The sequence below is a fragment of the Rothia sp. HMSC072E10 genome (assembly GCF_001813965.1).
Taxonomy (GTDB): Bacteria; Actinomycetota; Actinomycetes; order Actinomycetales; family Micrococcaceae; genus Rothia; species Rothia mucilaginosa_A.
Genome location: NZ_KV814486.1, coordinates 190,595 through 215,784, shown reverse-complemented (window position 1 = coordinate 215,784; position 25,190 = coordinate 190,595). Strand labels below are relative to the sequence as shown.

23 protein-coding genes and 1 tRNA gene are annotated in these 25,190 nt (G+C 61.1%); 7 read left to right on the top strand and 17 right to left on the bottom strand.

What is annotated here, in order from left to right; genetic code table 11:
• Positions 1-31 precede the first annotated feature (31 nt).
• From moaC to modA, 4 genes are all read right to left on the bottom strand, one after another.
• Positions 32-526, bottom strand: a complete 495-nt coding sequence (moaC, locus tag HMPREF2944_RS02560) for a cyclic pyranopterin monophosphate synthase MoaC (protein ID WP_049345775.1) — start codon at positions 524-526, stop codon at positions 32-34.
• A gap of 88 nt (positions 527-614) precedes the next feature.
• Positions 615-1,994, bottom strand: coding sequence for a molybdopterin molybdotransferase MoeA (locus tag HMPREF2944_RS02555; RefSeq protein WP_049345772.1), 1,380 nt, complete (start codon positions 1,992-1,994; stop codon positions 615-617).
• Between the two features lie 99 nt (positions 1,995-2,093).
• Positions 2,094-2,954: an ABC transporter permease gene (locus tag HMPREF2944_RS02550; RefSeq protein WP_070680168.1), complete on the bottom strand. Its 861-nt coding sequence runs from the start codon at positions 2,952-2,954 to the stop codon at positions 2,094-2,096.
• Between the two features lie 163 nt (positions 2,955-3,117).
• Complete coding sequence (gene modA / locus HMPREF2944_RS02545; RefSeq protein WP_070680165.1) at positions 3,118-3,909, bottom strand: molybdate ABC transporter substrate-binding protein; 792 nt, start codon at positions 3,907-3,909, stop codon at positions 3,118-3,120.
• A 236-nt stretch (positions 3,910-4,145) separates the two neighbouring features.
• Between modA and moaA the strand changes: the two genes are divergently transcribed.
• From moaA to HMPREF2944_RS02520, 5 genes are all read left to right on the top strand, one after another.
• Positions 4,146-5,357 (top strand): GTP 3',8-cyclase MoaA, encoded by a 1,212-nt coding sequence (gene moaA, locus HMPREF2944_RS02540; protein ID WP_049343260.1) that lies wholly within the window; start codon positions 4,146-4,148, stop codon positions 5,355-5,357.
• A 64-nt stretch (positions 5,358-5,421) separates the two neighbouring features.
• Positions 5,422-5,688, top strand: a complete 267-nt coding sequence (locus tag HMPREF2944_RS02535) for a MoaD/ThiS family protein (protein WP_070483641.1) — start codon at positions 5,422-5,424, stop codon at positions 5,686-5,688.
• 1 nt (position 5,689) lies between these two features.
• On the top strand, positions 5,690-6,394 hold the full coding sequence (locus tag HMPREF2944_RS02530) for a molybdenum cofactor guanylyltransferase (protein WP_070680162.1): 705 nt from the start codon (positions 5,690-5,692) through the stop codon (positions 6,392-6,394).
• A gap of 69 nt (positions 6,395-6,463) precedes the next feature.
• A complete protein-coding gene (locus HMPREF2944_RS02525; protein ID WP_049331865.1) occupies positions 6,464-7,759 on the top strand; it encodes a molybdopterin molybdotransferase MoeA in 1,296 nt (431 codons plus the stop codon).
• Positions 7,760-7,895: 136 nt separating this feature from the next.
• Entirely contained in the window at positions 7,896-8,990 is a 1,095-nt protein-coding gene (locus HMPREF2944_RS02520; RefSeq protein WP_070680160.1) for a LacI family DNA-binding transcriptional regulator, read from the top strand.
• A 125-nt stretch (positions 8,991-9,115) separates the two neighbouring features.
• On the opposite strand, the gene HMPREF2944_RS02515 is transcribed toward HMPREF2944_RS02520, so the two are convergent.
• From HMPREF2944_RS02515 to HMPREF2944_RS02460, 12 genes are all read right to left on the bottom strand, one after another.
• Positions 9,116-9,778: a GNAT family N-acetyltransferase gene (locus HMPREF2944_RS02515; RefSeq protein WP_070680157.1), complete on the bottom strand. Its 663-nt coding sequence runs from the start codon at positions 9,776-9,778 to the stop codon at positions 9,116-9,118.
• A 270-nt stretch (positions 9,779-10,048) separates the two neighbouring features.
• Positions 10,049-12,040, bottom strand: coding sequence for a PTS sucrose transporter subunit IIABC (locus HMPREF2944_RS02510; protein ID WP_070680154.1), 1,992 nt, complete (start codon positions 12,038-12,040; stop codon positions 10,049-10,051).
• A 239-nt stretch (positions 12,041-12,279) separates the two neighbouring features.
• Positions 12,280-13,821, bottom strand: coding sequence for a glycoside hydrolase family 32 protein (locus HMPREF2944_RS02505; RefSeq protein WP_070680151.1), 1,542 nt, complete (start codon positions 13,819-13,821; stop codon positions 12,280-12,282).
• A 169-nt stretch (positions 13,822-13,990) separates the two neighbouring features.
• Positions 13,991-14,365, bottom strand: coding sequence for a 50S ribosomal protein L7/L12 (gene rplL / locus HMPREF2944_RS02500; protein ID WP_049331852.1), 375 nt, complete (start codon positions 14,363-14,365; stop codon positions 13,991-13,993).
• 152 nt (positions 14,366-14,517) lie between these two features.
• The gene (gene rplJ / locus HMPREF2944_RS02495; protein WP_049331849.1) at positions 14,518-15,048 is read right to left on the bottom strand and encodes a 50S ribosomal protein L10; all 531 of its coding nucleotides are present in this window, start codon (positions 15,046-15,048) and stop codon (positions 14,518-14,520) included.
• 374 nt (positions 15,049-15,422) lie between these two features.
• Complete coding sequence (locus HMPREF2944_RS02490; RefSeq protein ID WP_070680148.1) at positions 15,423-16,619, bottom strand: ABC transporter ATP-binding protein; 1,197 nt, start codon at positions 16,617-16,619, stop codon at positions 15,423-15,425.
• A 101-nt stretch (positions 16,620-16,720) separates the two neighbouring features.
• Positions 16,721-17,695 carry a TDT family transporter gene (locus HMPREF2944_RS02485; protein WP_070680145.1) on the bottom strand — a complete coding sequence of 325 codons (975 nt, stop codon included), beginning with the start codon at positions 17,693-17,695 and terminating at the stop codon, positions 16,721-16,723.
• A 292-nt stretch (positions 17,696-17,987) separates the two neighbouring features.
• Complete coding sequence (gene rplA / locus HMPREF2944_RS02480; RefSeq protein WP_049331841.1) at positions 17,988-18,683, bottom strand: 50S ribosomal protein L1; 696 nt, start codon at positions 18,681-18,683, stop codon at positions 17,988-17,990.
• A gap of 136 nt (positions 18,684-18,819) precedes the next feature.
• Positions 18,820-19,248 (bottom strand): 50S ribosomal protein L11, encoded by a 429-nt coding sequence (gene rplK / locus HMPREF2944_RS02475; RefSeq protein WP_049331838.1) that lies wholly within the window; start codon positions 19,246-19,248, stop codon positions 18,820-18,822.
• 287 nt (positions 19,249-19,535) lie between these two features.
• A complete protein-coding gene (gene nusG / locus HMPREF2944_RS02470; protein WP_049331835.1) occupies positions 19,536-20,282 on the bottom strand; it encodes a transcription termination/antitermination protein NusG in 747 nt (248 codons plus the stop codon).
• Between the two features lie 124 nt (positions 20,283-20,406).
• Positions 20,407-20,685 carry a preprotein translocase subunit SecE gene (secE, locus tag HMPREF2944_RS02465; protein WP_049331833.1) on the bottom strand — a complete coding sequence of 93 codons (279 nt, stop codon included), beginning with the start codon at positions 20,683-20,685 and terminating at the stop codon, positions 20,407-20,409.
• Positions 20,686-20,761: 76 nt separating this feature from the next.
• A tRNA-Trp gene (locus tag HMPREF2944_RS02460) sits at positions 20,762-20,834 on the bottom strand.
• A 363-nt stretch (positions 20,835-21,197) separates the two neighbouring features.
• On the opposite strand from HMPREF2944_RS02460, the gene HMPREF2944_RS02455 reads away from it, so the two are divergent.
• Together HMPREF2944_RS02455 and HMPREF2944_RS02450 are read left to right on the top strand one after the other, a co-directional pair.
• Positions 21,198-22,400 carry a pyridoxal phosphate-dependent aminotransferase gene (locus HMPREF2944_RS02455; protein WP_070680142.1) on the top strand — a complete coding sequence of 401 codons (1,203 nt, stop codon included), beginning with the start codon at positions 21,198-21,200 and terminating at the stop codon, positions 22,398-22,400.
• Between the two features lie 356 nt (positions 22,401-22,756).
• Entirely contained in the window at positions 22,757-23,788 is a 1,032-nt protein-coding gene (locus tag HMPREF2944_RS02450) for a 6-phosphofructokinase (protein WP_049343271.1), read from the top strand.
• Positions 23,789-23,885: 97 nt separating this feature from the next.
• Here HMPREF2944_RS02450 and HMPREF2944_RS02445 read toward each other — a convergent pair whose 3' ends face one another.
• A complete protein-coding gene (locus tag HMPREF2944_RS02445) occupies positions 23,886-25,139 on the bottom strand; it encodes a CAF17-like 4Fe-4S cluster assembly/insertion protein YgfZ (RefSeq protein ID WP_070680138.1) in 1,254 nt (417 codons plus the stop codon).
• Positions 25,140-25,190 lie beyond the last annotated feature (51 nt).

Below are 25,190 nucleotides of genomic sequence, written 5' to 3'. Positions count from 1 at the left end.
CGCACCACTACGCCAACCCCGTTTCTTCATTCTACGAATCTGCGCGCACGGACCAATCGCCGGACTTACCGCCGCTCTTCTCCAGGACCCGAATATCGGTAATCACGGCGTGCTTGTCAACGGCTTTAATCATGTCGAAGACGGTCAGCGCGGCCGAGGAAACCGCGGTCAGCGCCTCCATCTCAACACCGGTCACACCGCGAGTCTTGACGGACGCCTCGATACGCACAAAGTCGGGTCCGCGCTCGAAATCCACCGTAATCTTGCCCAGGGGCAGCGGGTGGCAGAGCGGAATGATCTCGGGAGTGCGCTTGGCGCCCATAATGCCCGCAACGCGCGCCACAGGCAGAGCATCGCCCTTGGGCAGGTCGGCGTCAAAAATCTTCTCGATGACGTCCGGGCGGGTGTGGACGGTTGCCTCAGCCACCGCGGTGCGGGTGGTTACGGATTTTTCCGTCACATCGACCATGTGTGCCGAGCCGTCGGCGCGCACATGGGTGAGGTCCTGTTCGGGGGTAGAGGTCATCGTGTCTCCTGGAATCTATAAATTGACGTATCGTGTTCGTCGACAGAGCACCGTAGGGGCTACCTCGGCGCGTCTCAAGGGGTGTCTATTAATCGTCGGTAAGGCGGATACGGTGGTAGGGTACGGCCTCTCCCCCGGTGTACGTCATGCCCGGGGAAAGTTCGATGAGCACGTCGGCCTGGGCGGCACGATGTAGCAGGTGCGAACCGGAGAGGACGTCCGGATACAGCTCCACGCGGTAGGTGCCCGGCTCGGTTTCCACCATGGCGAGGGTGCCGCGCAGGAACTGGCGCTTAGTCGGCGGTGCGGTGAGCGAAGTATCGGTCACCAGCACGCCGCGGGGTGCGTTATCAAGGGTGGCCTGCTCGGAGGCTACCGCGTGGGGTACACCGTAGGGGCCGCCAGCGCGCAGGTAGGGGCGCAGAATCAGCGCGTAGGAGATGAGGGTACTCACGGGGTTGCCGGGGAAGGAAATCATGGGGACGCGGTGCCCCTTGAAGTCCAGGACGTTCACGCCCTGGGGACCGCCGGGCTGCTGGCTCACGTGGCCGAACCATGAGACGGGCACCAGGATGTCCGCCTCGTGCGCCTTAGCAATGGCGTTACGCACAACCTCGTACTTGCCGTGGCTGATACCGCCGGACGTAATAATGATGTCCGGTTTGAAGGATTCGTACTCGGCAGCCAGGCGGTGTAGCAGTTCAACGGGGTCGTCACCGATTGCGATACGGCGAACCGTCGCGCCGTCCTCACGTAGCATGGCGCTGAGCATCGGACCGTTGGCGTCAAAAATCTGGCCCTGCGCGAGGTCGTCCGGGGAGGCGTTGTCCTCACCGGCGGTACCGGAGCGAATCTCGTCGCCGCCGGTGCACACCAGCACGCGAGGACCCGCCGCAACGGTCAAACGTGCGTACCCCTGGGAGGCGAGCGCGCCCAGCAGAGCGGGGGTCACACGCTGTCCGGCGCGGGCAAGCACCTGGCCGGTCACAACATCCTCGCCGCGGCGGCGCACGAACTGCCCCACGCGGCCGGTGGCCAGCTTAATCTTCTCGCTAGGACGGCCGAAAGACTCGGGAAGGTCGGGGTACTCGATACGTTCCGACTGCTCCACGGGAATCACCGCATCGTATCCCTTGGGGATGGGAGCGCCGGTCATAATCGGGTAGGTCAGGTCATCGGATGCGCGGGAGCGCTGCAGGGGCCGACCCGCGGGAATCTCGCGGCCGATCGTAAAGATGCGGTCCTCACGATCGACGGCAGCCGCGGTGAGCGCGTAGCCGTCCATCTGCGAGTTGTCGAAGCTGGGCACATCCATGCGGGCGGTGACATCCTGGGCGAGGATTCGGCCTGCCGCATGATCGAGAGGAACGGTCTCCGCCGTGCCGATGAAGACCTCCCGCAGGAGAAGGGCCAGGTAGGCGCGGTATTCCTCGGTGTTGGGAGTTCCGTTGAACTCGGGAGCGATCATTGCGGTTCCTATCGTGCGACATACGGATATAAACAGTGTACGGTGCACCCGGGGGCGGGTAAATACAGTGCCACCTAACGGCCTGCCCCCGCAACCTGGCTACCCGAGGCGCTCGCGTAGCTTCTTGAGCGTGCGAGCCAGGCTCAGCACGCCAAAGATTCCCAGGTAGAGGCTGATGAGGATGAGGGCACTACCCAGGGCGCTCGGGAGGTCACTACTGTTGATGGCCAGGTCAATCGCGAGGGGAATAGTCTGGGTTTTACCCTGCACGTTACCGGCAAAGGTAACGGTTGCTCCGTACTCACCCAGCGCACGAGCAAAGGAGAGCAGAAAGGCAGTGGCAAGACCGGGAGCCGCCAGGGGCAGGAGCACCTTAAAAGTCACCTCGGCGGGACCGGCACCCTCGACCAGCGCGATTTCCTCGTACTCGCGGGGAATGGCCTGCAACGTGGTAACCGCGGTGGCCACGAAGAAGGGAAGAGCCACAAAGGTCTGCGCAATAATCACGGCGTTCGAGGTGAAGGGAATCGAAATACCAGCCTGATAGAGGTACGAGCCGATTAGACCCTTACGGCCCCAGAAGAAGAGCAGCCCCAGACCCGAAACCACCGGGGAGAGAATCACCGGGGTGTAGATGATGGCGTAGAGAACCGCACCGAATCGGTGCAGGCGCGAACGATTCAGCACCTTGGACAGGAGCAGGGAGATGGGGGCACCCAGAAGACCGCAAATCAGGGTTGAGACGGCAGCCGTTGAGAGCGAAAGATTAGCCGCGCCCATCACCTGCGGAGTGAAGACGGTCCCGAGCTGGCTCCACGGGACGTTAAGGAACAGGCCCAGGAGCGGACCGGCAATCACCAGAAGACCGATGAAAGCCGGGACGGTAAAGGAGCGAGGAACCGACGCAAAAAGACGAGCCGAAGATCGCGGCGAGCGGCGGGCAGGAGAAGATACAGACATGGACTCGTGAGGGGTTGGGGGCGAAGGCGGTGAATGGGAGTGGGTATCCCACAAGTAGTGGGTAAAAGTTGGGACGGGATGCGGTGGCACACTTCTATAAGGTGCCACCGCATCCCGGCTTTTCGCGCTAACCCCGCTGAGCGGGCGGGTTAGCGTTTACAGACTACTTGGTGGTGTTGAAGCCGTAGCCGGCGAGAATCTTCTTGGCCTCGTCGGAGGTCTTCAGCCACTCGTTGAACTTCTTAGCGGCATCTGAGGATGCGCCGGTCTTGCTCAGCGCTGCAGGGTATTCGTTGGGCTCAACGTCCGGCAGGTCGACAGAGCCGAGGTTTACGCCCTTCTTCTTGGCTGCTGCGAGGTCGGTGGTGTAGATGAAGCCCGCATCGGCGTTACCGGTGGTGACCTTGGTGGCCACGTCGGTGACCTTACCCTCGGTGGTTGCGTTCTTGAGGGTGATGTCGTGCTTCTTCAGCTCTTCGTGTGCCAGGGTGCCGCAGGGGACGTCTTCCTTGCAGACTGCGACGACGCCTTCGGTGGTCTTCAGGTCGTCGAGGCTGTTGATCTTACCGGGGTTGCCTTCAGCAGTAACGAGAACCAGCTTGTTGGTGACCAGAACGGTGGAGTCGGATCCAGAGAACTCGTCCAGCTTCTTAGCCTTGTCCATGTTCTTGGTGTCTGCGGTGATAAGCATGTCGGGGGTTGCGCCCTGCTCGATCTGGGTGACGAGCTTTGCGGAGCCCTCGTAGACGAAGGTGATGTCAACGCCGGGGTTAGCTGCCTCGTAGGCCTTCTCCAGGTCGGCGCCCGCATTGTTCAGGGATGCTGCGGCGAAGACCTGAATCTTGCCGGAGGATGCCTGAGATGCAGCGGAGGAAGAGGCCTGGGAAGAGCCGCAACCGGTCAGAGTCAGGGTTGCAGCAGCCAGTGCGCTAAGAGCGGCGAGAGGAGTCTTCATGAAAGTACTTTGTCCTTGAACTAGTCGTGTTAGTTGCATGAGGTGAGGTGCTCCACGCGAGGCTTTTGTGACAATTTATGTACGCCCCCTAGCTTGCGTACACCATGACACGTTATCGCGGTTTCTTTGGGTCACCGCGAATGTAACTTACCCTTCACACACTATGTAATGGGTCTTCGAACGTGGAATAATCATATTGTTACCCGAAATATACTAATTTTCTACATAGGTTTTCCATGGCGTACACGGCAGATTCTGGCCGCTCTCAGCTGATTGCAGGCCCTTTGTTAAGCACCTTATCTTCTGCGAATAACAGCGGTGCTGCTTTTGTGACGCCCGAAAAATCTGAGACCTCCACAAAGCCGCGGAGGAAGCTCCCAAATATTACGAACAGCGGTCCGCTCCTCGACCGCTGGGGACGCACCGCAACCGACCTGCGCATCTCATTAACCGATAAATGTAATCTTCGTTGCATTTATTGCATGCCGGCCGATGGACTGCAGTGGCTCCCCAAGGAAAACCTGCTTTCCGCCGAAGAAATTGCGCACCTTGCAGATATTGCTATCTCCCAGCTGGGCGTCGAAGAGATTCGCTTCACGGGCGGTGAACCCCTCGTCCGCGCTGATTTGGTCGACATTATCTCCCGCATCCATCAGGAGCACCCCGAGGTTCCCCTGTCCATTACGACCAACGGCATCGGCCTGGACAAGCGGGCCGCAGCCCTTGCCGAGGCTGGGCTGACCCGCATCAACGTCTCGCTGGATACCATCTGCCGCGAGACCTTCGCCGAGCTCACCCGACGCGACAAGCTGGAAGCCGTGCTCAAGGGTATCGATGGCGCCGCCGAAGCCGGCCTGTGGCCCATCAAGATTAATGCCGTGCTCATGCCCGGCCTCAACGACGGGCAGGCTCCCGAGCTCCTCGAGTGGGCGCTCAAGGGTGGCTACCAGCTGCGCTTCATCGAGCAGATGCCCCTGGACGCAGACAACCGCTGGACCCGTGAGGGTACCATCACCGCTGCTGAGATTCGAGAGAAGCTTTCGGCCGCCTACGTGCTCGGTTCGGTACGCGAAGCACGCGGCGATTCCCCCGCCCGACTGTGGGAGGTCTACCCGCTCGGCACCGTGCTGGATGAGGCGGGGTTCCCCGTCGACGGCACCGAATCCCTGGGCCGCGTGGGCATCATCGCTTCGGTGACCGAATCCTTCTGCGGCGCCTGCACCCGCACCCGCCTAACGGCCGACGGCAAGATACGTTCCTGCCTCTTCTCCGATACCGAGACCGACCTCATGCAGCTATTGCGCTCCGGCGCCACGGACGATGAGCTGGCCCTGCGCTGGCGTGAAGGCATGTGGTTCAAACCGCGCGCCCACGGCAAGGAAGACGCAGATTTCGATATTGAGGAATTTGCCAAGGCGAGCCGCTCCATGAGCGCCATCGGAGGCTAACCCCTCTCGCTGTCCCGAGCATCCCCTTGTTTTTCGCGCCCCCTCGTATAGCATTAGGAGCATGATGCAGGTTCATTTCTTTGCTGCCGCGCGCGCGGCGGCGGGTACCGCCGAGCTGTCGGTGGCCCCGAGCGACATTGATTCGCCGACCCTGGGCGCGCTCATCGCCTACCTGGGCCGGGAGCTTACGGGGACCACCCCCTCCGGCCTGACCCTGGCCCAGGTTATGGAGCAGTGTTCCTTCCTGGTCAACGGCACCCGCTCCGATGCCGACGCGCCACTAACCGATGGCGATCGAGTTGATGTCCTTCCCCCCTTCGCGGGTGGTTAAGATGAGCGATTCTTCACCGTCGCCCGCCGCGATTCCCCCGATTCTTCCCGAGTACCCCGAGTTCTCCTGCGCCGCGGTTGTCGTGGCCGGCGGGCAGTCCAGCCGCCTGGGGCATGTGCCCAAGGCCTCGCTCTCGGACGGCACGAACACGCTTCTCGGCTGCGCTTTGCAGGCGGTACGGCAGGCCTCGCCGCGAGTTGTGGTCGGGCCCGATACCCTGCCCGTCCCCTCCGACGTTCTACTCACCCGAGAAGACCCACCCTTCTCTGGACCGGCCGCGGCCATTCACGCAGGCCTAGAACGTGTGGCGGCCCAATGCGAGGGCTCAGGTACCCCGACGCCGAAATGGTGCCTCATCCTGGGTGTTGATACCCCGCGCATCGCTCCCGCGGTACAGCGACTTATGCGTACCGCCGCGGCCAACGATGCGACTGCCCGACCTCTCAGCCATGAGGGGGATTCCCCCGCGTCCGAGGGCTTCTGGGGGGTTTCTGGGGGCATCTACCAGCCGCTGGTGGGTATCTACCGTTATGAGAGCATCCGTTCGGTGTTTTCAGAGGGCACCACCGACGCCTCCGTCCGTTCCTTCCTGCGCCGTCTCAACCCGGTCAGCGTTGAGCTCTCCGCCCAGCACACCGCCGATGTCGATACCTGGGAGCAAGCGGAGCGACTGGGGTACACCACTTCCCTGTGGTCTAGCTACTAGACCGCCCCGCTACCACGGGCATCTACTTTCAGCGGCCGACTAGCGCCGCTTCAGCACACACGAGGTACCATGTCCCACCATATTCCCGCCGTCTCATGGGATCAGGCGCGCGAGCTGTTGCACGCCGCCGGCACACAGGCCGCCCCGGACACCAAGGCCGAGGCTCTTCCTCTCTTAGCGACGATTGACCATTACCTATCCGAAGACGTGCATGCCATGATGCCGGTGCCGCACTACAGCTCCTCCGCGATGGACGGCTACGCTGTGGCGGGCAACCCGCCCTGGCGTCTGGTGCGGCCTTCCTACCCGGAGGATTCTCGAGCCAATATTCACCGTCTCACCGTGCCGATTAGCCCGGGCGAGGCCACCCCGATTCTAACCGGCGGCCTGATTCCCGAAGGCACCGAGGCCATCGTGCGCGAGGAGCACACCAGCAACTACGAGGGAGCCGATTCCCTGGCCTCCGCCGATACCCGAGCCAGCATCCACTACCTGGAGATGGCTGAGGGATTTGAACCGCCCGCCCCCGGAACCGATATTCGTTTCGCCGGCGTGGAGCTACAGCACGGTGATTACCTGGCTCGCCACGGCGAGCGCATCTCCTCCCGCATGGCAGCGTTTCTGGGCACGAACGGTTTCGACGAGCTGCCCGTCTACGCGCCCATCCCGGTGCGTTGCGCGTTCACCGGTAACGAGGTGATTACCTTTGGCCTGCCCGACCCGGGTCAGGTGCGCGACGCTTTCGGAGGTTTCGTGGAGCACGCCATCGCCGCGGCCGGATGCGAGGTTCGCCCCTCGGCCCGCCTGGCCGACGTCGAGTCCGAATTCTCGACCTTCCTGACGACCTCCACCGCGCGCATCCTGGTGTTTACGGGCGGCTCGAGCACCTCGGGCGTGGATATGGTGCGTAAGGCCCTCAACGATTTGGGAGCGACCTATATCTTCGAGTCGGTGGATGTGCGTCCGGGCCACCCGGCCCTGGCCGCAAGCCTGCCGGTACCCGAAACCGGGCCGAACGCCGGTCACCAGCGTTTCGTACTGGGCCTTCCGGGTAACCCGTTGGCCGCCTATACGGCTCTCTACTCCTACCTGCCGCCTCTTCTGGCCGGCCTGCGCTCCATGCCCCTGCCCGCAGCAGACGCGGCCGTTCTTGCCGAGGATGTTCCCACGTTGCGCAAGGCTGTGACGACTCGCCTGGTGCCCGTCCGGGTGACCGAGGGCGTTGCCTATCCGCTACCGAAGTCGGCTTCGCACATGCTATCTTCCCTGGCAGCCGCCACGCACTTTGCGGTGCTCGACGATTCCACGGTAACCGGCGGGGCGCATCCTGCGGGTTCACGCGCGCGCATTATTCCGGTCTTCTAAGCCTGGGACACTTCATGCGGGGTGGGAAGGCTGGTTTCACCGTGGGTGTTATCGGCGTTCCCATCCAGCAGAAGGTATAGTTGATAGAGATATGTCAATCGTTTAGCATATCCTGTCTCAACCACAAAGGAGCCCCGTGGCGAAGCCCAAACTCAGCGACGTTGCCGCACTGGCGGGCGTCTCCCCCACCACCGTATCCCGAGTGCTCAACAACCGCGGTTACCTGAGCGAGGCCACCCGCACCAAGGTGCACGAGGCCGTCCAGCAACTCGGCTACCGGCCCAACGCCATCGCCCGAAGCCTGCAGGGTCAGCGCTCCCAGACGGTGGGTCTCATCTTCCCCACCGTGGCCAACCCCTTCTATGGAGAGATGGTGTACCAGCTCGAGAATCATCTGGCCGATGCCGGGTACAGGGTGATTCTCTGCAATAGCGAAGACCACCCCGAGCAGGAGAAGCGCTATCTCGATATGCTCTTCGCCAATCAGGTGGATGGCATCATAACCGGCGCCCATTCGGATGCGCTCGTGAACGTCCCGCATGCCCAGGCCCCCCTGGTGACGATAGACCGTCGCGAGACCGGTTTTTACCCCAACATCCGCTCCGATAACTACGGCGGCGCACGCGCGGCCACGGAGCACCTTATCGCCACGGGCGCCCAGACAATTGTGCACGTAACCTCCACCCTGGGCGAGCACAATGAGCGTCAGCGCGGTTACCGCGAAGCAATGCTCGATGCTGGCCTGACCCCCGAGTTTGTGGAGCTTGGCTTCCGCCCCTCCCTCGGCCTTAAGCGCGAGATGCTATACCGTTACCTGGACGAGCGAGCCGATAGCGCCGAGCCTGTGGATGCAGTGTTCGCCTCCAACGATAACTACGCCGCGCTGGCCCTGGGCTGGGCGCGCACGCGAGGCATCCGTGTTCCCGAGGATTTCCAGGCCATCGGCTACGACGGTACACAGACCGTTCAGCTGCTCATGCCGGAACTCGCAACCGTCATTCAGCCCATCGAGGGAATCGCTCAACGAGCCGTTCAGCGCCTGCTGGAGCTTATCGAAAGACAGGATGCATCGACCGCCTCCGCGGCACCCGCAGATTCGACTTCCGAGGGTTCCGCGTACCTTCCCGGGGATGTGCTGCCCATCGAGCTACACCTGGGGGCCACCGTGCGAACCATCCCCGATCTCTCGCTCGTGGAGCCGGACACCTCGGCGCCGGACGAACTGCAGTAGCTCTCCCCCGCTTTTCTTCCAAAGATTCGCCCCACCACTCCACAAACGTGGAGCGGTGGGGCAAATCTTTACGTTTAGGATCTTGTGGGGCTCTTGAGTACCCGAGTTACGACCGGGCCGTCGCACTAAGCCTGACCGGCGGCACGGGCGACGACTTCCGCGGGGCCGATTGCGGGATACACCATGCCGACCGCGTGAGCCTTCGGGAAGATACCCCCGAGAGGCCCCAGGGAGAGGAAGCCGCGACGCTCGTAGAGGCGAGCGCTATCGTAGGTCGAGGCCTCGAGGTAGGCCGGGTAGCCTTCAAGACGCGCGGTACCGTAGTCGAGGAGCTTGCTGCCGATACCGCGGCCGCGTAGCTCCTCCAGCACACCAATGTTGAAGAGATACCAGTGCTTGTACGAGGGGCGATACTTGAGCAGGTGTAGCTCCATCATGATGGCGCGAACCAGGGTAACCGGCCCCAGTCCACGGTAGTAGGCGCTAATCTGCTTGATTTCGTTGAGGAATGATCCCTCCTGGGACTCCGGGGTATTCCAGAGGCAGACGCCAACAATCTTGCCCGAGGAATCATCCACGGCAACGTCGATTCGTCCGCGGTCCTTGAAATTACCGTAAACCTGCAGGGTCATAATAGCGCGGAGCTTTTCCATCTCCTTACGGCGGTTTTTGCCACCGATGATGGCCATCATGGCGGGGTCACCGTCAAAAGCCGAGATAAGCACCTCCACTACCTCCGAGTACTCGTGAGGTTCGGCGGTGCGGACGGTATAGGATTCCGAGGACATATTCACCCTTTACGAAAGCTTGAAGTCTACATAAATATTAGCTGTATTCCGTCCTCATGGCTAACGAATCGTGCCTAATCAAGACATTTTACATACATATGCACAGACTCCCGGTAGCAAATATTGCACCATTATGCATAATTTATATGAATAGTTATTCGCCCTTTCTATTTAGCTGCCCATAAAAAATTTGAACACCCCGCATCATTTCAAGGAAAAGATACGGGGTGTTCAAAAATGGAGAGTTTATCTACTCACTCTGTGTACAGACTATGCGTTAGCCTTAGCCTTCAGAACAACCTTCAGTACGGAGTCAGCGTTGGTCACAGCCGCGCCGGAATTCTGAGCGTCCTGCACCGACTCGGCCAGCTTCTTGGAGTTCGTGATAACCAGCGGAGTGGCCAGCGGGTAGCCGGCTGCCTTGATCGCGGGAATATCAAACTCAGCGATGACATCGCCGCGCTTGACGGTGTCGCCCTTAGCGACCTTCGGGGTGAAGTGCTTGCCGTCCAGCTCCACGGTGTCCATGCCGATGTGCATCAGCAGGTCCAGGCCGTCCTCGGTGCGCAGACCGTATGCGTGGCCGGTGGGGAAGGCGACGGTGATCTTGCCGTCAGCCGGTGCGTAGAGCTTACCCTCGGTGGGCTCCACTGCGGTGCCTGCACCCAGTGCGCCGGAGGAGAAGGTGGGGTCCTTGACGTCCACGAGAGGCACCACAGTACCCACCAGGTGAGCGCCCAGCTCAACGCCTTCGCCGGAGGTCTCAGCAGAAGCTGCCGAAGGAGCCTCGGCGGAAGCTTCGGTAGCTACAGGAGCGGCAGGAGCCTCGGCTTCCTCAGTGTTACCAGCCTCAACCTTCTTACCCCAGATGAAGGAGGCAACGAAGGCGATGACGGTGGTCAGGACGAGGCAGCCCAAGAAGCCCGGGATACCTGCACCAACGGTTGCTTCAATCGAGGGGAAGCCAAGGTAACCAGCAGCACCCAGCTTACCCGCCTTAATTCCAAGAATAGAGGTAACCATCGAACCAATACCCGCGGAAACGATTGCAATGTAGAAGGGCCAGCGCAGAGCGAGGTTCACACCGAACATTGCGGGCTCGGTAATGCCCAGGAACGCGGAGGGTGCAGCTGCAGAAGCGATGCCCTTGATCTTCTTGTTCTTGGTGGTCAGTGCGACACCGGCTGCGGCACCGCCCTGGGCCACGTTAGACATGGAGGCAACGACGAAGATGAAGGAACCACCGGTAGCCCACAGGCTCATCTCGATGGGCGGGAATGCCTGGTGCATACCGGTCATCACGATGAATGCGTAGAAGGTACCGAAGAGCAGACCGCCCAGCGGGCCAGCAACAGTGTAGAGCCAGTTGATACCTTCACCCAGCCAGGTACCCAGCTGGAACATCGGCGGACCAACCAGCAGGAAGGTCAGGAAGCCGGTAATAAGGATGGTGAGGGTCGGGGTGAAGATGAAGTCGATGGTGCCCTTGAGGACCTTGTGGAAGAACTTCTCGATGTGGGAGAGGATGAAAGCAACCAGCATGATGGGCAGCACGGTGCCCTGGTAGCCCGCCTGCTGAACCTGCAGACCGAAGAGGTTCCAGTACTTCATCGGGTCGGTACCCTCGGCACCCGCCAGGGATGCTGCGACGTTGTAGCCGTTCATCAGTGCCGGGGAGACCATTGCGGCACCCATGGTCAGACCCAGGTAGGGGTTACCACCGAAGACCTTGGTGGCGGAGAAGCCGACCAGCACGGGCAGGAAGGCGAAGGGAGCCGCGGAGAGCAGGTTCACGATATCCGCGAAGTCAGCCCATTCAGGGAAAAGTTCAATAACTGCCTGGGGGCCAAAAATACCCTTAGAGGTCAGGAGGCTATTGAGCGCCATCAGCATACCGCCACCGACCAGCACCGGGATGAGCGGCACGAAGATGTCAGCAATGGTCTTGATGAAGCGGGAGACAATGTTGCCCTGCTTCGCGGCGATGCTCTTGAGGTCGTCTTTGGATGCCTCGGGTGCGCCAGCGGCGATCAGGTACTTGTGCACCTCGTTGACGTCGCCGGGGCCGACGATGATCTGGAACTGGCCAGCATTGAGGAAGCTGCCCTTGAGGTCTTCGTCGTTGTCGATTGCCGCCTGGTCGACCTTGTCCTGGTTCTTCAGGACGAGGCGAAGGCGGGTTGCGCAGTGTGCGGCTGCAACGATGTTGCTGGCGCCACCGACGTCCTTCAGCACGCGCTGTGCCACTGACTTGTGGTCCACGCTCGCTCTCCTTTGTTTGGAGCACCACCGTATGATGCTTTGTGAATGAGGTGAGATATGTCTGTGTGTGCATGTCATGTATATGTCATACGTTTGACATACCGGATGTAAGACATGGTATCACGGGAAAGTTCTTAAAAGCGAGAGCCCACCCTCCACATGGAGAGTGAGCCCTCAGACATATTCAGAAATTACCGGAAACCACCCGTGCGGGCGGCTCCTAACGTGTAGAAAACGGCTTAGAGACGGCCGTACTCCAGGGACAGCACCTCGCCACCGGTCAGGCGGACGCGGCGCTTATCCCCCTTGAAGAAGGTGCGAGCCGTCATAACCTCTGCACCCATAGAGGCGGCCAGCTTGCCGCCCACGTACAATTCGGTTGCCGAGCCGTCCACGAGCAGGTCAAACTCACGAATCTTCGAACGCTTCAGGCTGCGACGGCGCAGGCTACCGCCCTCGGTGTAGCGGGTACCGCCGCGGTCCATCTGCACAAAGTCCTTATCCAGAACGATGCTCAGGGCCACGCCGTGAGTGTCCTTAATCTTGATCTTCACCCGTTCATCAGCCACGTTCACGCGGCCGCGCAGGCGGAAGGTCAGGGCGTTCTTCAGCTCGACGAGCTTGCCCTTCTCCTCCTCGCGGTACAGCGGCTTCATCTCCATCGCGTCGTTCAGCTGCGGAACCGGACGCTGGAAGAGCTTGCCGTTGCGCAGGTGCAGCTCACGCGGGTAGGTGAACATGTGCACCCAGCGGTGGCTCCACGAGGGCAGGTCATCCTGATCCGCGTTGCCGAGCCAGGCGATCATCACCGGGGCATCGCCGCTTGCGGTGTGCGGTGCCTCCGGGTCGGCGCTCAGACCGGTGCCCGAGATGGTCTGCGGGGCGTAGAACTCGAAGCCCGCATCCAGCTCGGTGAAGGGGGTCTCCACCTTAAACTTGAGGGTCTTGTTATCCAGCGAGCCCACAATGTAACCGCTCTGGAAGATATTGTTGTACTTCTCCCCCAGCGGCTCCAGTCCCTGCGGGCTAAAGATCAGCACATCACGCAATTCGCCGGTCAGCTCGTCACGCAGGGTCAGCAACGAGGGGCACTCGAACATATAGCTGCCCTTGAGGGTCTTGTCCTTAATGCCGATCTCGCCGCGGAAGGTCCAGTCGCGGCGATCTTCGGAGGTGTACACCACCACGGCACCGGTCTTATCCTCGCGCTGCGCGCCAATGACCATCCACCAGAGGCCATCACGCTGGAACACGTGCGGATCTCGGTAGTGGGCGGTGTAGCCCTTCTCGGGGCCGGAAATCAGCGGGGGCAGCTGACGAGTCGGCTTGGCGTCCTCACCGGCGGTGGCAAGAATCTGGTAGGTCTCGCGGTTACCCTTGGAGTCCTTGACGTTACCGGTGTAGAAGAACTCAAAACCGCCGGGAACCTTAATTCCGGAGCCCGAGTAACAACCGTGCGAGTCGTAGCGGCTATCCGGGACCAGAGCAGTACCCTCATCGGTCCAGTGGGTCAGGTCCTCACTCACGGCGTGACGCCAGTACACCATACGCTCGGGGTGCAGGGGCGAGTACTGGTAGAAAGCATGGTAGCGCTTGCCGTCAAAGACAAGGCCGTTCGGGTCGTTCAGGCGGCCGACCGGAGGAGCCAGGTGCAGGGCGGGGTAGTCGCGATCTTCGCGAACTCCGGCACCAAAAGCATCCAGGATCTGCTGTGCCTCTGCCGCCAGGTCACGGGCGGGGCGGGGCGAGGACTTCTGATTCTTTTTCTTCTGCTCGCTCATGTCTTATCCGTTTTCGTCAGGAAGAATGTCTGGGTTGTCTCATCCCATCATACGGCACCCCGGAGCCCCGTACCGGGCCAAGGAGAGAGGCACCACAGAGGACGTTAAATGCCGCAGGGCGGCACATCCAGTGGATGTACCGCCCGCGTAAGAATCGAGAAGAAGTCGATTACTTGAGGGTGACGGATGCGCCGGCAGCCTCGAGCTGCTCCTTAGCCTTCTCAGCGTCTTCCTTGGAAACGCCCTCGAGCAGGGTCTTGGGAGCGCCGTCAACCAGGTCCTTTGCTTCCTTCAGGCCGAGGGAGGTCAGGGCACGAACTTCCTTGATCACTGCGATCTTCTTGTCGCCAGCGGACTCCAGGACAACGTCGAACTCGGACTTCTCTTCAGCAGCCTCGCCTGCTGCGCCGCCTGCGACAACTGCAACGGGAGCAGCTGCGGTGACGTCGAACTCTTCCTCGAATGCCTTGACGAACTCGGAAACCTCAACCAGGGACAGTTCCTTGAATGCTGCAATGAGTTCTTCGATGGACAGCTTAGCCATTGTTTGGCTCCTTCACTATCTGTGCGGGTCGCCCCGCTGTGTAAATCTTGGGTACCCACCCCGTAGGGGTCGGTCAAACTAAGGGTGCGCATACGCTGTTGCGTTGTGCGCTGCTGAGTATCTCAGCGGCTGGTGCAGTAGCACGAAGGGGCTTATGCCTCCTCCGAAGCCTCCTCGGCAGCAGCGGGAGCTGCGCCTTCCTGCTCCTCCAGCTTGACGCGCAGTGCGTCCACAACCTGTGCGATGCGTGCGATGGTAGCCTTTGCACCACCTGCAACCTTGGACAGCAGAACCTCGCGGGATTCCAGGTCAGCGTAACGCTTGACGTCGTCCTCGGACAGAGCGGCACCTTCGTAGTAACCGTTCTTCACGATCAGCTGGGGGTTAGCCTTGGCAAAGTCACGCAGGCCCTTGGCAGCATCGATCAGGTCGCCCTTGATGAATGCCAGTGCGGAGGGACCGTGGAGGTGGCCTTCGAATGCGTCGATGCCAACTTCCTTAGCTGCGATAGCAGCCAGCGTGTTCTTCACCACGGCGTATTCGGTCTCTGCACCGAGTGCGCGACGCAGCTCCTTGAGCTGTGCAACAGTGAGACCGCGGTATTCGGTCAGGATGACTGCGTTCGAAGCTTCGAAGAGTTCCTTCAGCTCGGATACTGCAGCGATCTTTTCCTGAGTCGCCATGGTAGTTCCTTCTTCCGATTCTTGTAAGGTCGCCGGTAGAGCCTCGAAGCACTATTGCAAGCAATAAAAAATGCCTCGACGCGCAGGCGTACGAGGCACGATAGACGAAACCCTCAGGGGGTTTGCGGCTATTCACTTCGAGTCACCTACGCGGGCGGCGATTTCTTGAGGGAAATCAGCTCTTATCAGAACCCTGTTCTTCGTCTCCATCGAGGTGGCGATAAAGGACATAGTTCTAGACCGGCGGTCTTTGGTTCGTTTATCATCTCAGGTTCTCGGACAGGCCGCAAGTTAAAACAGGAAAATCCTGCCGTTAAGCGGGGTTAATCACTTAAAAAGCCCTTAACCCCTGCCAACAGCGGGATTTACCGGCCTCAGCTCGACATCGAAACAACGCCGAAACTCGAGCTATCCACCCAGGTGAAGCGTTTGCCCCCGGAAAAGAGGAAGCACCGCTGCGGAGCAACGCCCAGCTGCACATCGCTACCAATTGCGTAGGAGATTCCCTCGGCATCAGAGACAAAGAATTCCAGCTCCTGACCGGCCGGCACACGCACCGAGTACTCAACATTTTCAACATTCGAGGATTCCACGGGATGACCGTCCGCCCCCAGCTGTTCCGAAGCCACAGGCAAAGTTGCGGTCTCATTCAGAGCCGCGCGGTAGAGCATACCGCCCACCAGGTGACGCTGCCCCAGAACCTGCGCCGACAGGACACCGTGCGATTGTTCGGCTTCTCCCCCACCCAATTCGTAGAAGGAGGAGGCACGAATCGCCAAGCGGCAATCGGCGGGCAGGGAATCCTCCGGTTCGATATCCAGCAGATTCAGCGCGGGGGCCGAAAGCAGCTTCGCCACCTGCAGGGTGTGAGGATAGTCCAAAAGACGACCCGGGGTATCCACCTGCACCAGGTAGCCGGAGTCCATGACCGCCACACGGTGACCCAGCATGAGCGCCTCGTTCTGATCGTGAGTCACGTACAAGCCGGTGAAACCGTAACGCTCGTGCAGGCGCACAATATCGGCTCGGATGCTCGCGCTCATCTCCTCGTCAACGCTGGCCAAGGGCTCGTCAAAAAGAACCACGGGAGCACGACGGATAAGGGCTCGGGCAATGCCCACGCGCTGGGCCTGACCGCCCGACAGCTGCGAAGGCTTGCGGTTCTCCAAGCCCTCAAGCTTCAGGGCTGCCAGCAGCTCGCGGTAATAGTCAATATCGGCCTCACCGGAAAAACCATGCAGACGCGTGGGGAAGAGAACATTATCCTTCACGCTCAGGTGCGGGTACAGAATGGGACGCTGAAACACCACACCCACCGAGCCGCGCTCCAGAGGCTGACCGCCGTAGGTCACCCGACCCGTCGTGGGGTCCTCCAGGCCGGCAATAATGCGAAGAAGCGTTGACTTACCGGTACCCGAGGAACCAACCAGCGAAATCAACTCGCCGGGGTGCACATCCAGGTCAATCTCATTCAGAACCGTCGTACCGGCGCCAAAGGTCTTCGCGACGCCTCGAATACGCAGGCCCTCAAAAGGCTCCGCCGCGGCAGAAGAATAGGATGCAGAAGTCATTCCCCCATTATCGCCGAAACCCACCCACGGCATAGGCGCAGAAGATAAGCGCCGTCATACAACAGCGCACTAACTTCACGCCGGCACCTCACACGGGAACCTTAGTTCGGGCGCACCAACAGGCGTCCCTTCACAGCCAAGTACAGCGTACCCGCCCACAGGAAAATCAAGAAAGCAGTCCCCGCCACAGTCAAGACGGGGCCCACGAACCCCAGCATGCCAACCGCCGTCAAGCGAATACCGCCCGCAACCATGGAACCCATACCGAAGGAGAAGCCCCACATGCTCATCGAGAAGCCACCCTCAAGCACCCAAGGGAGCAGACGCATCAGGAAAATCAGCTGCAAAATGCCGTAGCCGGTCAGCACCAGGAAGAACCAATCCACCGTGCCACCGTTAGCCGCAAGGTAGGCGTTACCACCCACAAAAGGCGGTGCCATCTGGATACCAATAATGCCGCGCTCCCCCTGCGGCAAGGGGGTCAGGGTGCGCAGGCGGCTCAGAATCGCGCCCTCAATGCTAAACCACGAAATCAGGCCCGCGCCGAAGAAGAGCATCGCCATATCATGCCAACCCACAAAGCCCATCGCCGTAGCAGTCGCGAAGTTTGTCGCAACCGTCGGCAGATACAGCACCGGTGAGGTTGCCTCAGGTGCATGCCCGCCACGCCACGTACCGGCAATACGATGAGAGGCGAAATACAACTGACCCACAGCGCCCAGCACAACCAGCGTGAGAGCCGGAACCTCCGCATACGGGTAGAGAGCCGCGCCCACCTGCGCCGTCGTCGCCGGAATCAGCGAAAAGAAGCAAGTACGCGCCGGATGCTCCCAAAAACTACACACCCATGCGCGGTACTTCACCACCGCGTGAACCAGGAAACCCACAAGGAGCAGCCACACCACGGCGTTAAAAGCCAGGATGCTCTCACCCACCCAGTCAGGCGCCATACCCTTCGAAGCACCAGTACGCCAGGCCGCACCCAGGGCCCCGGTGCCCAGTGCCACGGCAAAATAGTTGACCGGCAGGCTGAGGCCGCAACGGGCCAGCTGCGCGTTCTGGGTGGAAGAAGACATGGGTTCTATCTCTCGTCATAGATTGGGAGCGGATAGGAAGCGCTTGGGCTTCCTCCGCCATCGGTTTTAGAGGTGCCGGGGTAATCACGGCCAGGAGTTCATTCTACGTTTTAAGCCTATAAAAACTGGAAGTCCATGACGCACTTTAACTGACGCCGGTCACGCAATGTCTTGAATCTTCACACTGTGTTTTGAATCCTCACATAGACAAAATCATGCACAAAAAATCGCCCCCGACGCCTAAACGTCGGGGGCGATCACTAGCGAATGCTAGACGCTACAGGTGCATACCTTAGGCAGCAACGGAAGCCGGATCAACGGGGATACCGGGGCCGAAGGTGGTAGCAACGGTTGCCTTGGAGATGTAACGACCCTTAGCCGAAGAGGGCTTCAGACGGTTAATCTCTTCCAGCGCTGCCTGGAAGTTCTCCTCGAGCTGCTCAGCGGTGAAGGAAGCCTTACCGATGATGAAGTGCAGGTTGGAGTTACGGTCAACACGGAAGTCGATCTTACCGCCCTTGATGTCTGCAACAGCCTTTGCAACATCCATGGTCACGGTACCGGTCTTGGGGTTCGGCATCAGGTTACGGGGACCCAGGATCTTACCCAGGCGACCAACCTTGCCCATCATGTCGGGGGTTGCAACCGCTGCGTCGAAGTCGGTCCAGCCGCCGGCGATCTTTGCGATCAGGTCGTCGGAGCCAACGAAGTCAGCGCCAGCTGCCTCGGCCTCAGCAGCCTTGGGGCCTGCTGCGATAACGACCACGCGAGCGGTCTTACCGGTGCCGTGGGGCAGGTTCACGGTACCGCGAACCATCTGGTCTGCCTTACGGGGGTCAACGGACAGACGCATTGCAACCTCAACGGTTGCGTCGGTCTTGGTGGAAGAGGTCTCCTTCGCCAGGGCGACTGCCTCGGCGGGGGTGTAGAGCTTACCCTCTTCAATCTTGGCTACAGCTGCCTTGTACGCCTTGCTGCGCTTTGCCATCTGCTTTTCTCCTTATGCAGTTGTGGTCTCGTGAGCCGCGCTCGGCTCTGCCACATCCCGTCACTCGACGGGCATTTACAAGTTCTGTGTAGAAAAATCTACGGTGCCGATCACTCGGCTATTCGGCGAACCGAAATTACTCGACGGTGATACCCATGGAACGAGCGGTACCTGCGATGATCTTGGATGCTGCATCCAGGTCGTTTGCGTTCAGGTCGGGCATCTTGGTCTCTGCGATCTCGCGCACCTGAGCCTCGGTCAGCGAGCCAACCTTGGTGGTGTGGGGAACAGCGGAACCCTTAGCAACGCCAGCAGCCTTCTTGATCAGCTGGGCAGCCGGAGGGGTCTTGGTGATGAAGGTGAAGGAGCGATCCTCGTAGACGGTAATCTCAACGGGGATGATGTTACCGCGCTGCGACTCGGTTGCAGCGTTGTATGCTTTGCAGAACTCCATGATGTTCACACCGTGCGAGCCCAGTGCCGGGCCGACGGGGGGAGCCGGGTTAGCGGCGCCTGCCTGGATCTGCAGCTTAATGAGGCCAGTGACCTTCTTCTTGGGAGCCAATGTAGGGTCCTTTTCTTAGCTGGGAACCGACGCACAGGAGCGTACGCCGGCAGGGTGATGACCGTGGCGCGGCCATCGGCGTGCGCGCACGAAAGCGTGACGTGCGCATACACAAACCAAAATTTTAGCGTTAATCCGCCGCTTAATCCAGTGTTCATCGGTATTCACTAATATCGGAGGCGCGCGCCGGAACGAACGACCGGCGGCGGGAATGAAAAGATGCGGGTTAACGCAGAGCGAGCCCGGCCCCTTTCGGGTACCGGGCTCGCTCATGCGCTACAGCCTCGCTAGATCTTCTCGATCTCGGTGAAGCTCAGGGTCACGGGGGTGTCGCGGCCGAAGACGGAAATCATCACGACAATCTGCTGAGCCTCGGCCTTAATCTCGGACACGGTGGCGTCCATACCTTCGAATGCGCCGGACTTCACGCGGACGTTCTCACCCACGGTGTAGTCGGACTCAACGACGGGCTTGGAGACGGGCAGGCCCTGGCTCTGCTGCTGCTCCTCGAAGACGGGCAGGAGCATCTCGAAGACCTCCTCCATGCGCAGCGGAACCGGGTTGTACGCATCCTGGCCCACGAAGCCGGTCACGCCCGGGGTGTGGCGCACAACGCCCCACGAGTGGTCGGTCAGTTCCATACGGACCAGCACGTAGCCGGGAACGCGCACGCGGCGGATGGTCTTCTTCACGGTGTTCTTGAACTCGACCACGGTCTCCATGGGAACCTGGACCTCGAAGATCTCATCCTCGGCCTCGAGGTTCTGGATACGGGTCTCGATACCGGTCTTCACCTTGTTCTCGTAACCCGAGTAGGTGTGCACCACGTACCAATCGCCCACCTGACGGCGCAACTTCGACTTGAATTCTTCCAGAGCGTCGACTTCCTCAGCCACCTCGGCAACTTCCTCGGCTGCCTCAACAGCCTCGGTAGCCTCCTCGGCCAGCTGCTCGACAGCTTCGGCCTCTTCGGCAGCCTCAGCAGCGGCTACCTCGACCTCTTCAATCTCGGATACCAGTTCCTGCTCGGACACGTCGCTCCTACTTTCTATCGCTTACGATCTGGCTGCACTGCATACGCAGCACCGATCAATAATCCGGGAAAAATTATGATACTCAGCGCAACACCCCACCGGGGATGCGCTCGGTATCGGTTAGCTAGTTACGCTGAATCGTTCCGTTACCAAAGATCCAGAATGCTCCCTGGCCGAACAGATAATCCAGGCCGGAAATCAGCAGGAGCATCACCACGACGAACAGCAGAACCGCGAGGAAGTAACCAATCAGCTCGCGTCCGGTGGGAGTGGTAACCTTCTTCAACTCCGCGATAACTTCGCGAAGGAATGCAAAAATACGGCCGAAGAAACCGCGCTTCTCATCGCTCTTTGAGGATGCGCCAGACTCAGCAGCCTGAGTGGCAGTAGCAGACGATGCCATTTCTTCTGCCCCTTTCTGTATCTAAAAAAGTACGCCCGGAGTGCGGGCGTACAATCGTTTATTGAGGCAATTTGAGCAGGGCGGACAGGACTCGAACCTGCAACCTGCGGTTTTGGAGACCGCTGCTCTACCAATTGAGCCACCACCCTTTGAAGCCTGAGCTTCGGTGTGAGAGTTGCTTCTCACTCGTTCGCTCCTCCATTGCCTCCTAAGCCAGTGGGCTTTAGAGGGGCAAACAATTACACCCTTGCGGGTGCAGAACTAACTCTAAACCATGCCGACGCGCTCGTGCAACTCCAAAACGCAATATTTTTTCAGAAAAAGGCTGTCCATTCTTTCTTTCGGAGGTATCCTATCTCCGGCGATGCCCCGTATCCTATAAGGAAGAACGCATCTTTACACACGAGGAACGCACGAGGTGACGCACCCGTACGCCCTCCAACGGGCCCGCCGGCTACGACCTCACCGGCGTTTCGCCCCCGCTACACACAATAAGAGAGAAGAGAGCCCCCATGGCGCGCATTTCCAGCCGTATCGGTGCCATTGCACCCTCCGCAACCCTTGCCGTTGATGCAAAGGCCAAAGCACTCAAGGCTCAGGGACGCCCCGTCATCGGCTTCGGCGCCGGCGAACCCAACTTTGCTACCCCCGCACACATTGTGGATGCCGCCCACGAAGCGTTGAAGGACCCCAAGAACTTCCGCTACTCCCCCGCCTCCGGCCTGCCCGAGCTGAAGAAGGCCATCGCGGACAAGACCCTGCGCGACTCCGGCGTTGAGGTCGATCCCTCCCAGGTCATCGTGACCAACGGCGGCAAGCAGGCCGTATACCAGGCCTTCGCCACGGTCATTGACGAGGGCGACGACGTTCTGCTGCCGGCTCCCTATTGGACCACCTACCCCGAATGCATCCGCCTGGCCGGCGGTAACCCCATCGAGGTTTTTGCCGGTAGCGACCAGCACTACAAGGTCACCGTCGAGCAGCTCGAGGAAGCCTACACCCCCGCAACCAAGGCGCTCATCTTCGTCTCCCCCTCCAACCCGACCGGTGCCGTGTACACCGAAGAGGAAACCCGCGCCATCGGCCAGTGGGCTCTGGAGAAGGGCATCTTCGTTCTGACCGACGAGATCTACGAGCACCTCACCTACGATGACGCCGACTCGGTCTCGATTCTGAAGGCTGTGCCCGAGCTGGCCGATCGCTGCGTAATCCTCAACGGTGTGGCCAAGACCTACGCCATGACCGGTTGGCGCGTGGGCTGGATGATTGGTCCTCGCGACGTTATCGCGGCGGCTTCTAACCTGCAGTCGCACATGACCTCCAACGTCAATAACATCGCCCAGCGTGCCGCCCTGGCCGCTCTGACCGGCCCGCAGGACGACGTGAAGGTCATGCACGCCGCCTTCGACCGCCGCCGCCGCGCCATCGTCGAGGGCCTCAACGCTATCGAGGGCGTGCACTGCCCCGTTCCCACCGGCGCGTTCTACGCCTACCCGGACGTTCGCGAGTTGCTGGGCAAGGAAATCGACGGCGTACGCCCGCAGACCAGCGCCGAGCTCGCCGAGCTCATCCTCGAGAAGGCCGAAGTTGCCGTTGTCCCCGGCGAGGCCTTCGGCCCCAGCGGCTACCTGCGCCTGTCCTACGCCCTGGGAGATGACGACCTGGCCGAGGGCGTTGCCCGCCTGCAGGAACTACTGGGTCGTGCGCGCGATTAGTCGCCTCTCGCGAGTGCGTTTCATGAATCGTTAAATATTTTTTGAGCGCCCGGGGCCTGCCTCTACCGCTGCGGCGGAGGCAGGCCCCGGGCCTCTCTTCGTTGTCAGGGCGCGGATGCGGCAATCACCCGCTCAAAATATGCCGACTGAGGGTGTAAAGCACCTGAACTTTTATGCCGGAATGAGGCCATTCCCACCCCAATCCACCACTACCCACACATCCCAAACCCCGCTAAAATAGAGACCAAGAGAATGACCTCCCGAGCGGCACTTTCGTGCGTGCCGACTTCGTGGAGGCCATAGTTATATACGCGCGCAACACACCCCCGACGCGCAGACATTCACAAGGAGCCAACATGAAGATCGGTCTGCTTACTTCCGGCGGCGACTGCCCCGGCCTGAACGCTGTCATTCGAGGTGCCGTGCTCAACGGTGTCAAGAAGTACGGTTACGAATTCGTCGGCTTCCGTGACGGCTGGCGAGGCGTCGTCGAGGGCGACTACATGGACCTGCCCCGCCAGAAGGTCCGCGGCCTGGCAGCCCAGGGCGGTACCATCATCGGCACCTCCCGTACCAACCCCTTCGACGGCCCCAACGGCGGCCCCGAAAACATCGAAATCATGATGGAGCGTCACGGCATCGACGCCATCGTCGCCATCGGCGGTGAAGGCACCCTCGCCGGCGCCAAGCGCCTGGCCGACGCCGGCCTGCCCGTCATCGGCGTGCCCAAGACCATTGATAACGACCTGCGCGCGACCGACTACACCTTCGGTTTCGATACCGCAGTCTCCATCGCAACCGAGGCTATGGACCGCATCCGCACCACCGGTGAGTCGCACCACCGTTGCATGGTCGCAGAGGTCATGGGTCGTCACGTCGGCTGGATTGCGCTGCACTCCGGCATGGCGGCAGGCGCACACGCCATCCTGATTCCCGAGGTCAAGGTCTCCATGGACCAGGTCGCCGAGTGGGTCACCGAGGTACACGACCGCGGCCGCTCTCCCCTGGTCGTCGTTGCCGAGGGCTTCATCCCCGAGGGCTTCGACGATGTCATGGCCAACAAGGGCACCGAGAAGGACGGTCGTCCGCGCCTCGGCGGCATTGGTGAATACGTGACCCACGAAATCGAACGCATGACCGGCATCGAGACCCGTAACACCATCCTCGGCCACATCCAGCGCGGTGGCGCCCCCACCGGCTTCGACCGCGTGCTGGCAACCCGCCTGGGCATGGGCGCCGTGGACATGGTTGCCCAGAAGCAGTGGGGCAAGATGGTTTCGGTCCAGGGCACCGTCGTCAAGTACGTGCCGCTGGAAGAGGCTCTGGACGGCCTGAAGTCCGTTCCGCAGGAACGTTGGGACGAGGCCTCCGTTCTCTTCGGCCGCTAAGCCGCTCCCCGTACACAAAACCGCTGAGGCGGGCACTCCATCGCGAGTGCCCGCCTCAGCGGTTTCTACGCTTCCAGAAAGAACAGAGAGTCGGTTTCTAACGCTTCAAGAACTCCTGGCCGGAGAGGGAGCGGCGCGCCACCTCGCCCGAATCGGGCGAAACCACAGTCGTCTGAGCCACCGCATACTCCGTGGCCGGTGCCGGGGACCCGTCGGGCAGGAAATCCCCACCGTCTACCGCGCGCAGGGGCGCCTTCGAATCAACGCCACGCTTAATGACGGCCAGGGCGATGGGCCCGGCCTCGTGGTGCAGCGCCACCGAAGTGATACGGCCAACCGGGCGGGCCTTGCCCTCCACGAAGAGCTCACTACCGACGGCCGGCAGGGTGTGCTCCGAACCATCGATGTCCAAGAATACCAGGCGGCGCGGCGGGCGGCCCAGGTTGTGCACGCGCGCGACCGTCTCCTGCCCCTTGTAGCATCCCTTATCGAAGTGCACCGCAGTGCGGGAGTAGTCCAGCTCCTGCGGAATACTCTTGTCATCCACCTCGGTGCCGTAGCGGGGACGCCAGGCCTCGATGCGCAGGGCCTCGGCGGCCCATACACCCGCGAGGCGAACGCCCTCGCGGTTCTCCGCCAGGGCGTTCAGCGTCCCGCGGGGAATAATCGTCCAGAACCGCACGTAGTCGGCGCCCGGGTGCGCATCCCCGGCCTCGTCGTAGCGGTAGCCACCCGGGGCGGGGGTGTTCCAGGGGTCCTCCCACACCGGCAGGCCTTCGGCGGAGGCACCGGCGAGCGCCGCGGCCAGGGCCGGATGTACTACTCCATCAGCACCGCGGGGATCGCGGCTCGTCTCGAGCACCGCGTACTCGTCGCTGAGATTCTGAATCTCGACGCGCAACATGAACTTCATGCGGTTGAGGTACTCCTCCAGGGATTCGGCCTGGTCACCCTCGACGATGAGCCAGAGGGCCTCACCGTCTTCGAAGGCTGCGGGGGCGTATTCGATGCGTCCCTGCGGGGTCAACAGCAGGAATTCACGGCTATCGCCGGCCTTCATATCGCTCAGAATCTGCGAGGCGATGGAGGTCAGCCAGGTCAGGCGGTCCGGGCCCGTCACTCGCACGATACCCAGGGACGAGCGGTCTACCACCACCAGGGGTTCGTCCGCCCCGGCGGAACGGTCGCGGCTCAGGGCTCGCTGCTCGTGGATGGGGTCGCCGTAGTGGGCCGCCACACCCTCGTCGGGGCCGCCGGCGGCGAAAGCCCCGCTCACCGAAAGCAGGGGGCTTGCGAGGCGTGCGGTCCGGTCCTGTTCGGCCCGGACCGGGTCGGTCAAAGATTCAGTCACGGAGGAAACCTTTCACACGAAAGAACCCACCCCACCGGGGAGCGGGGCAGG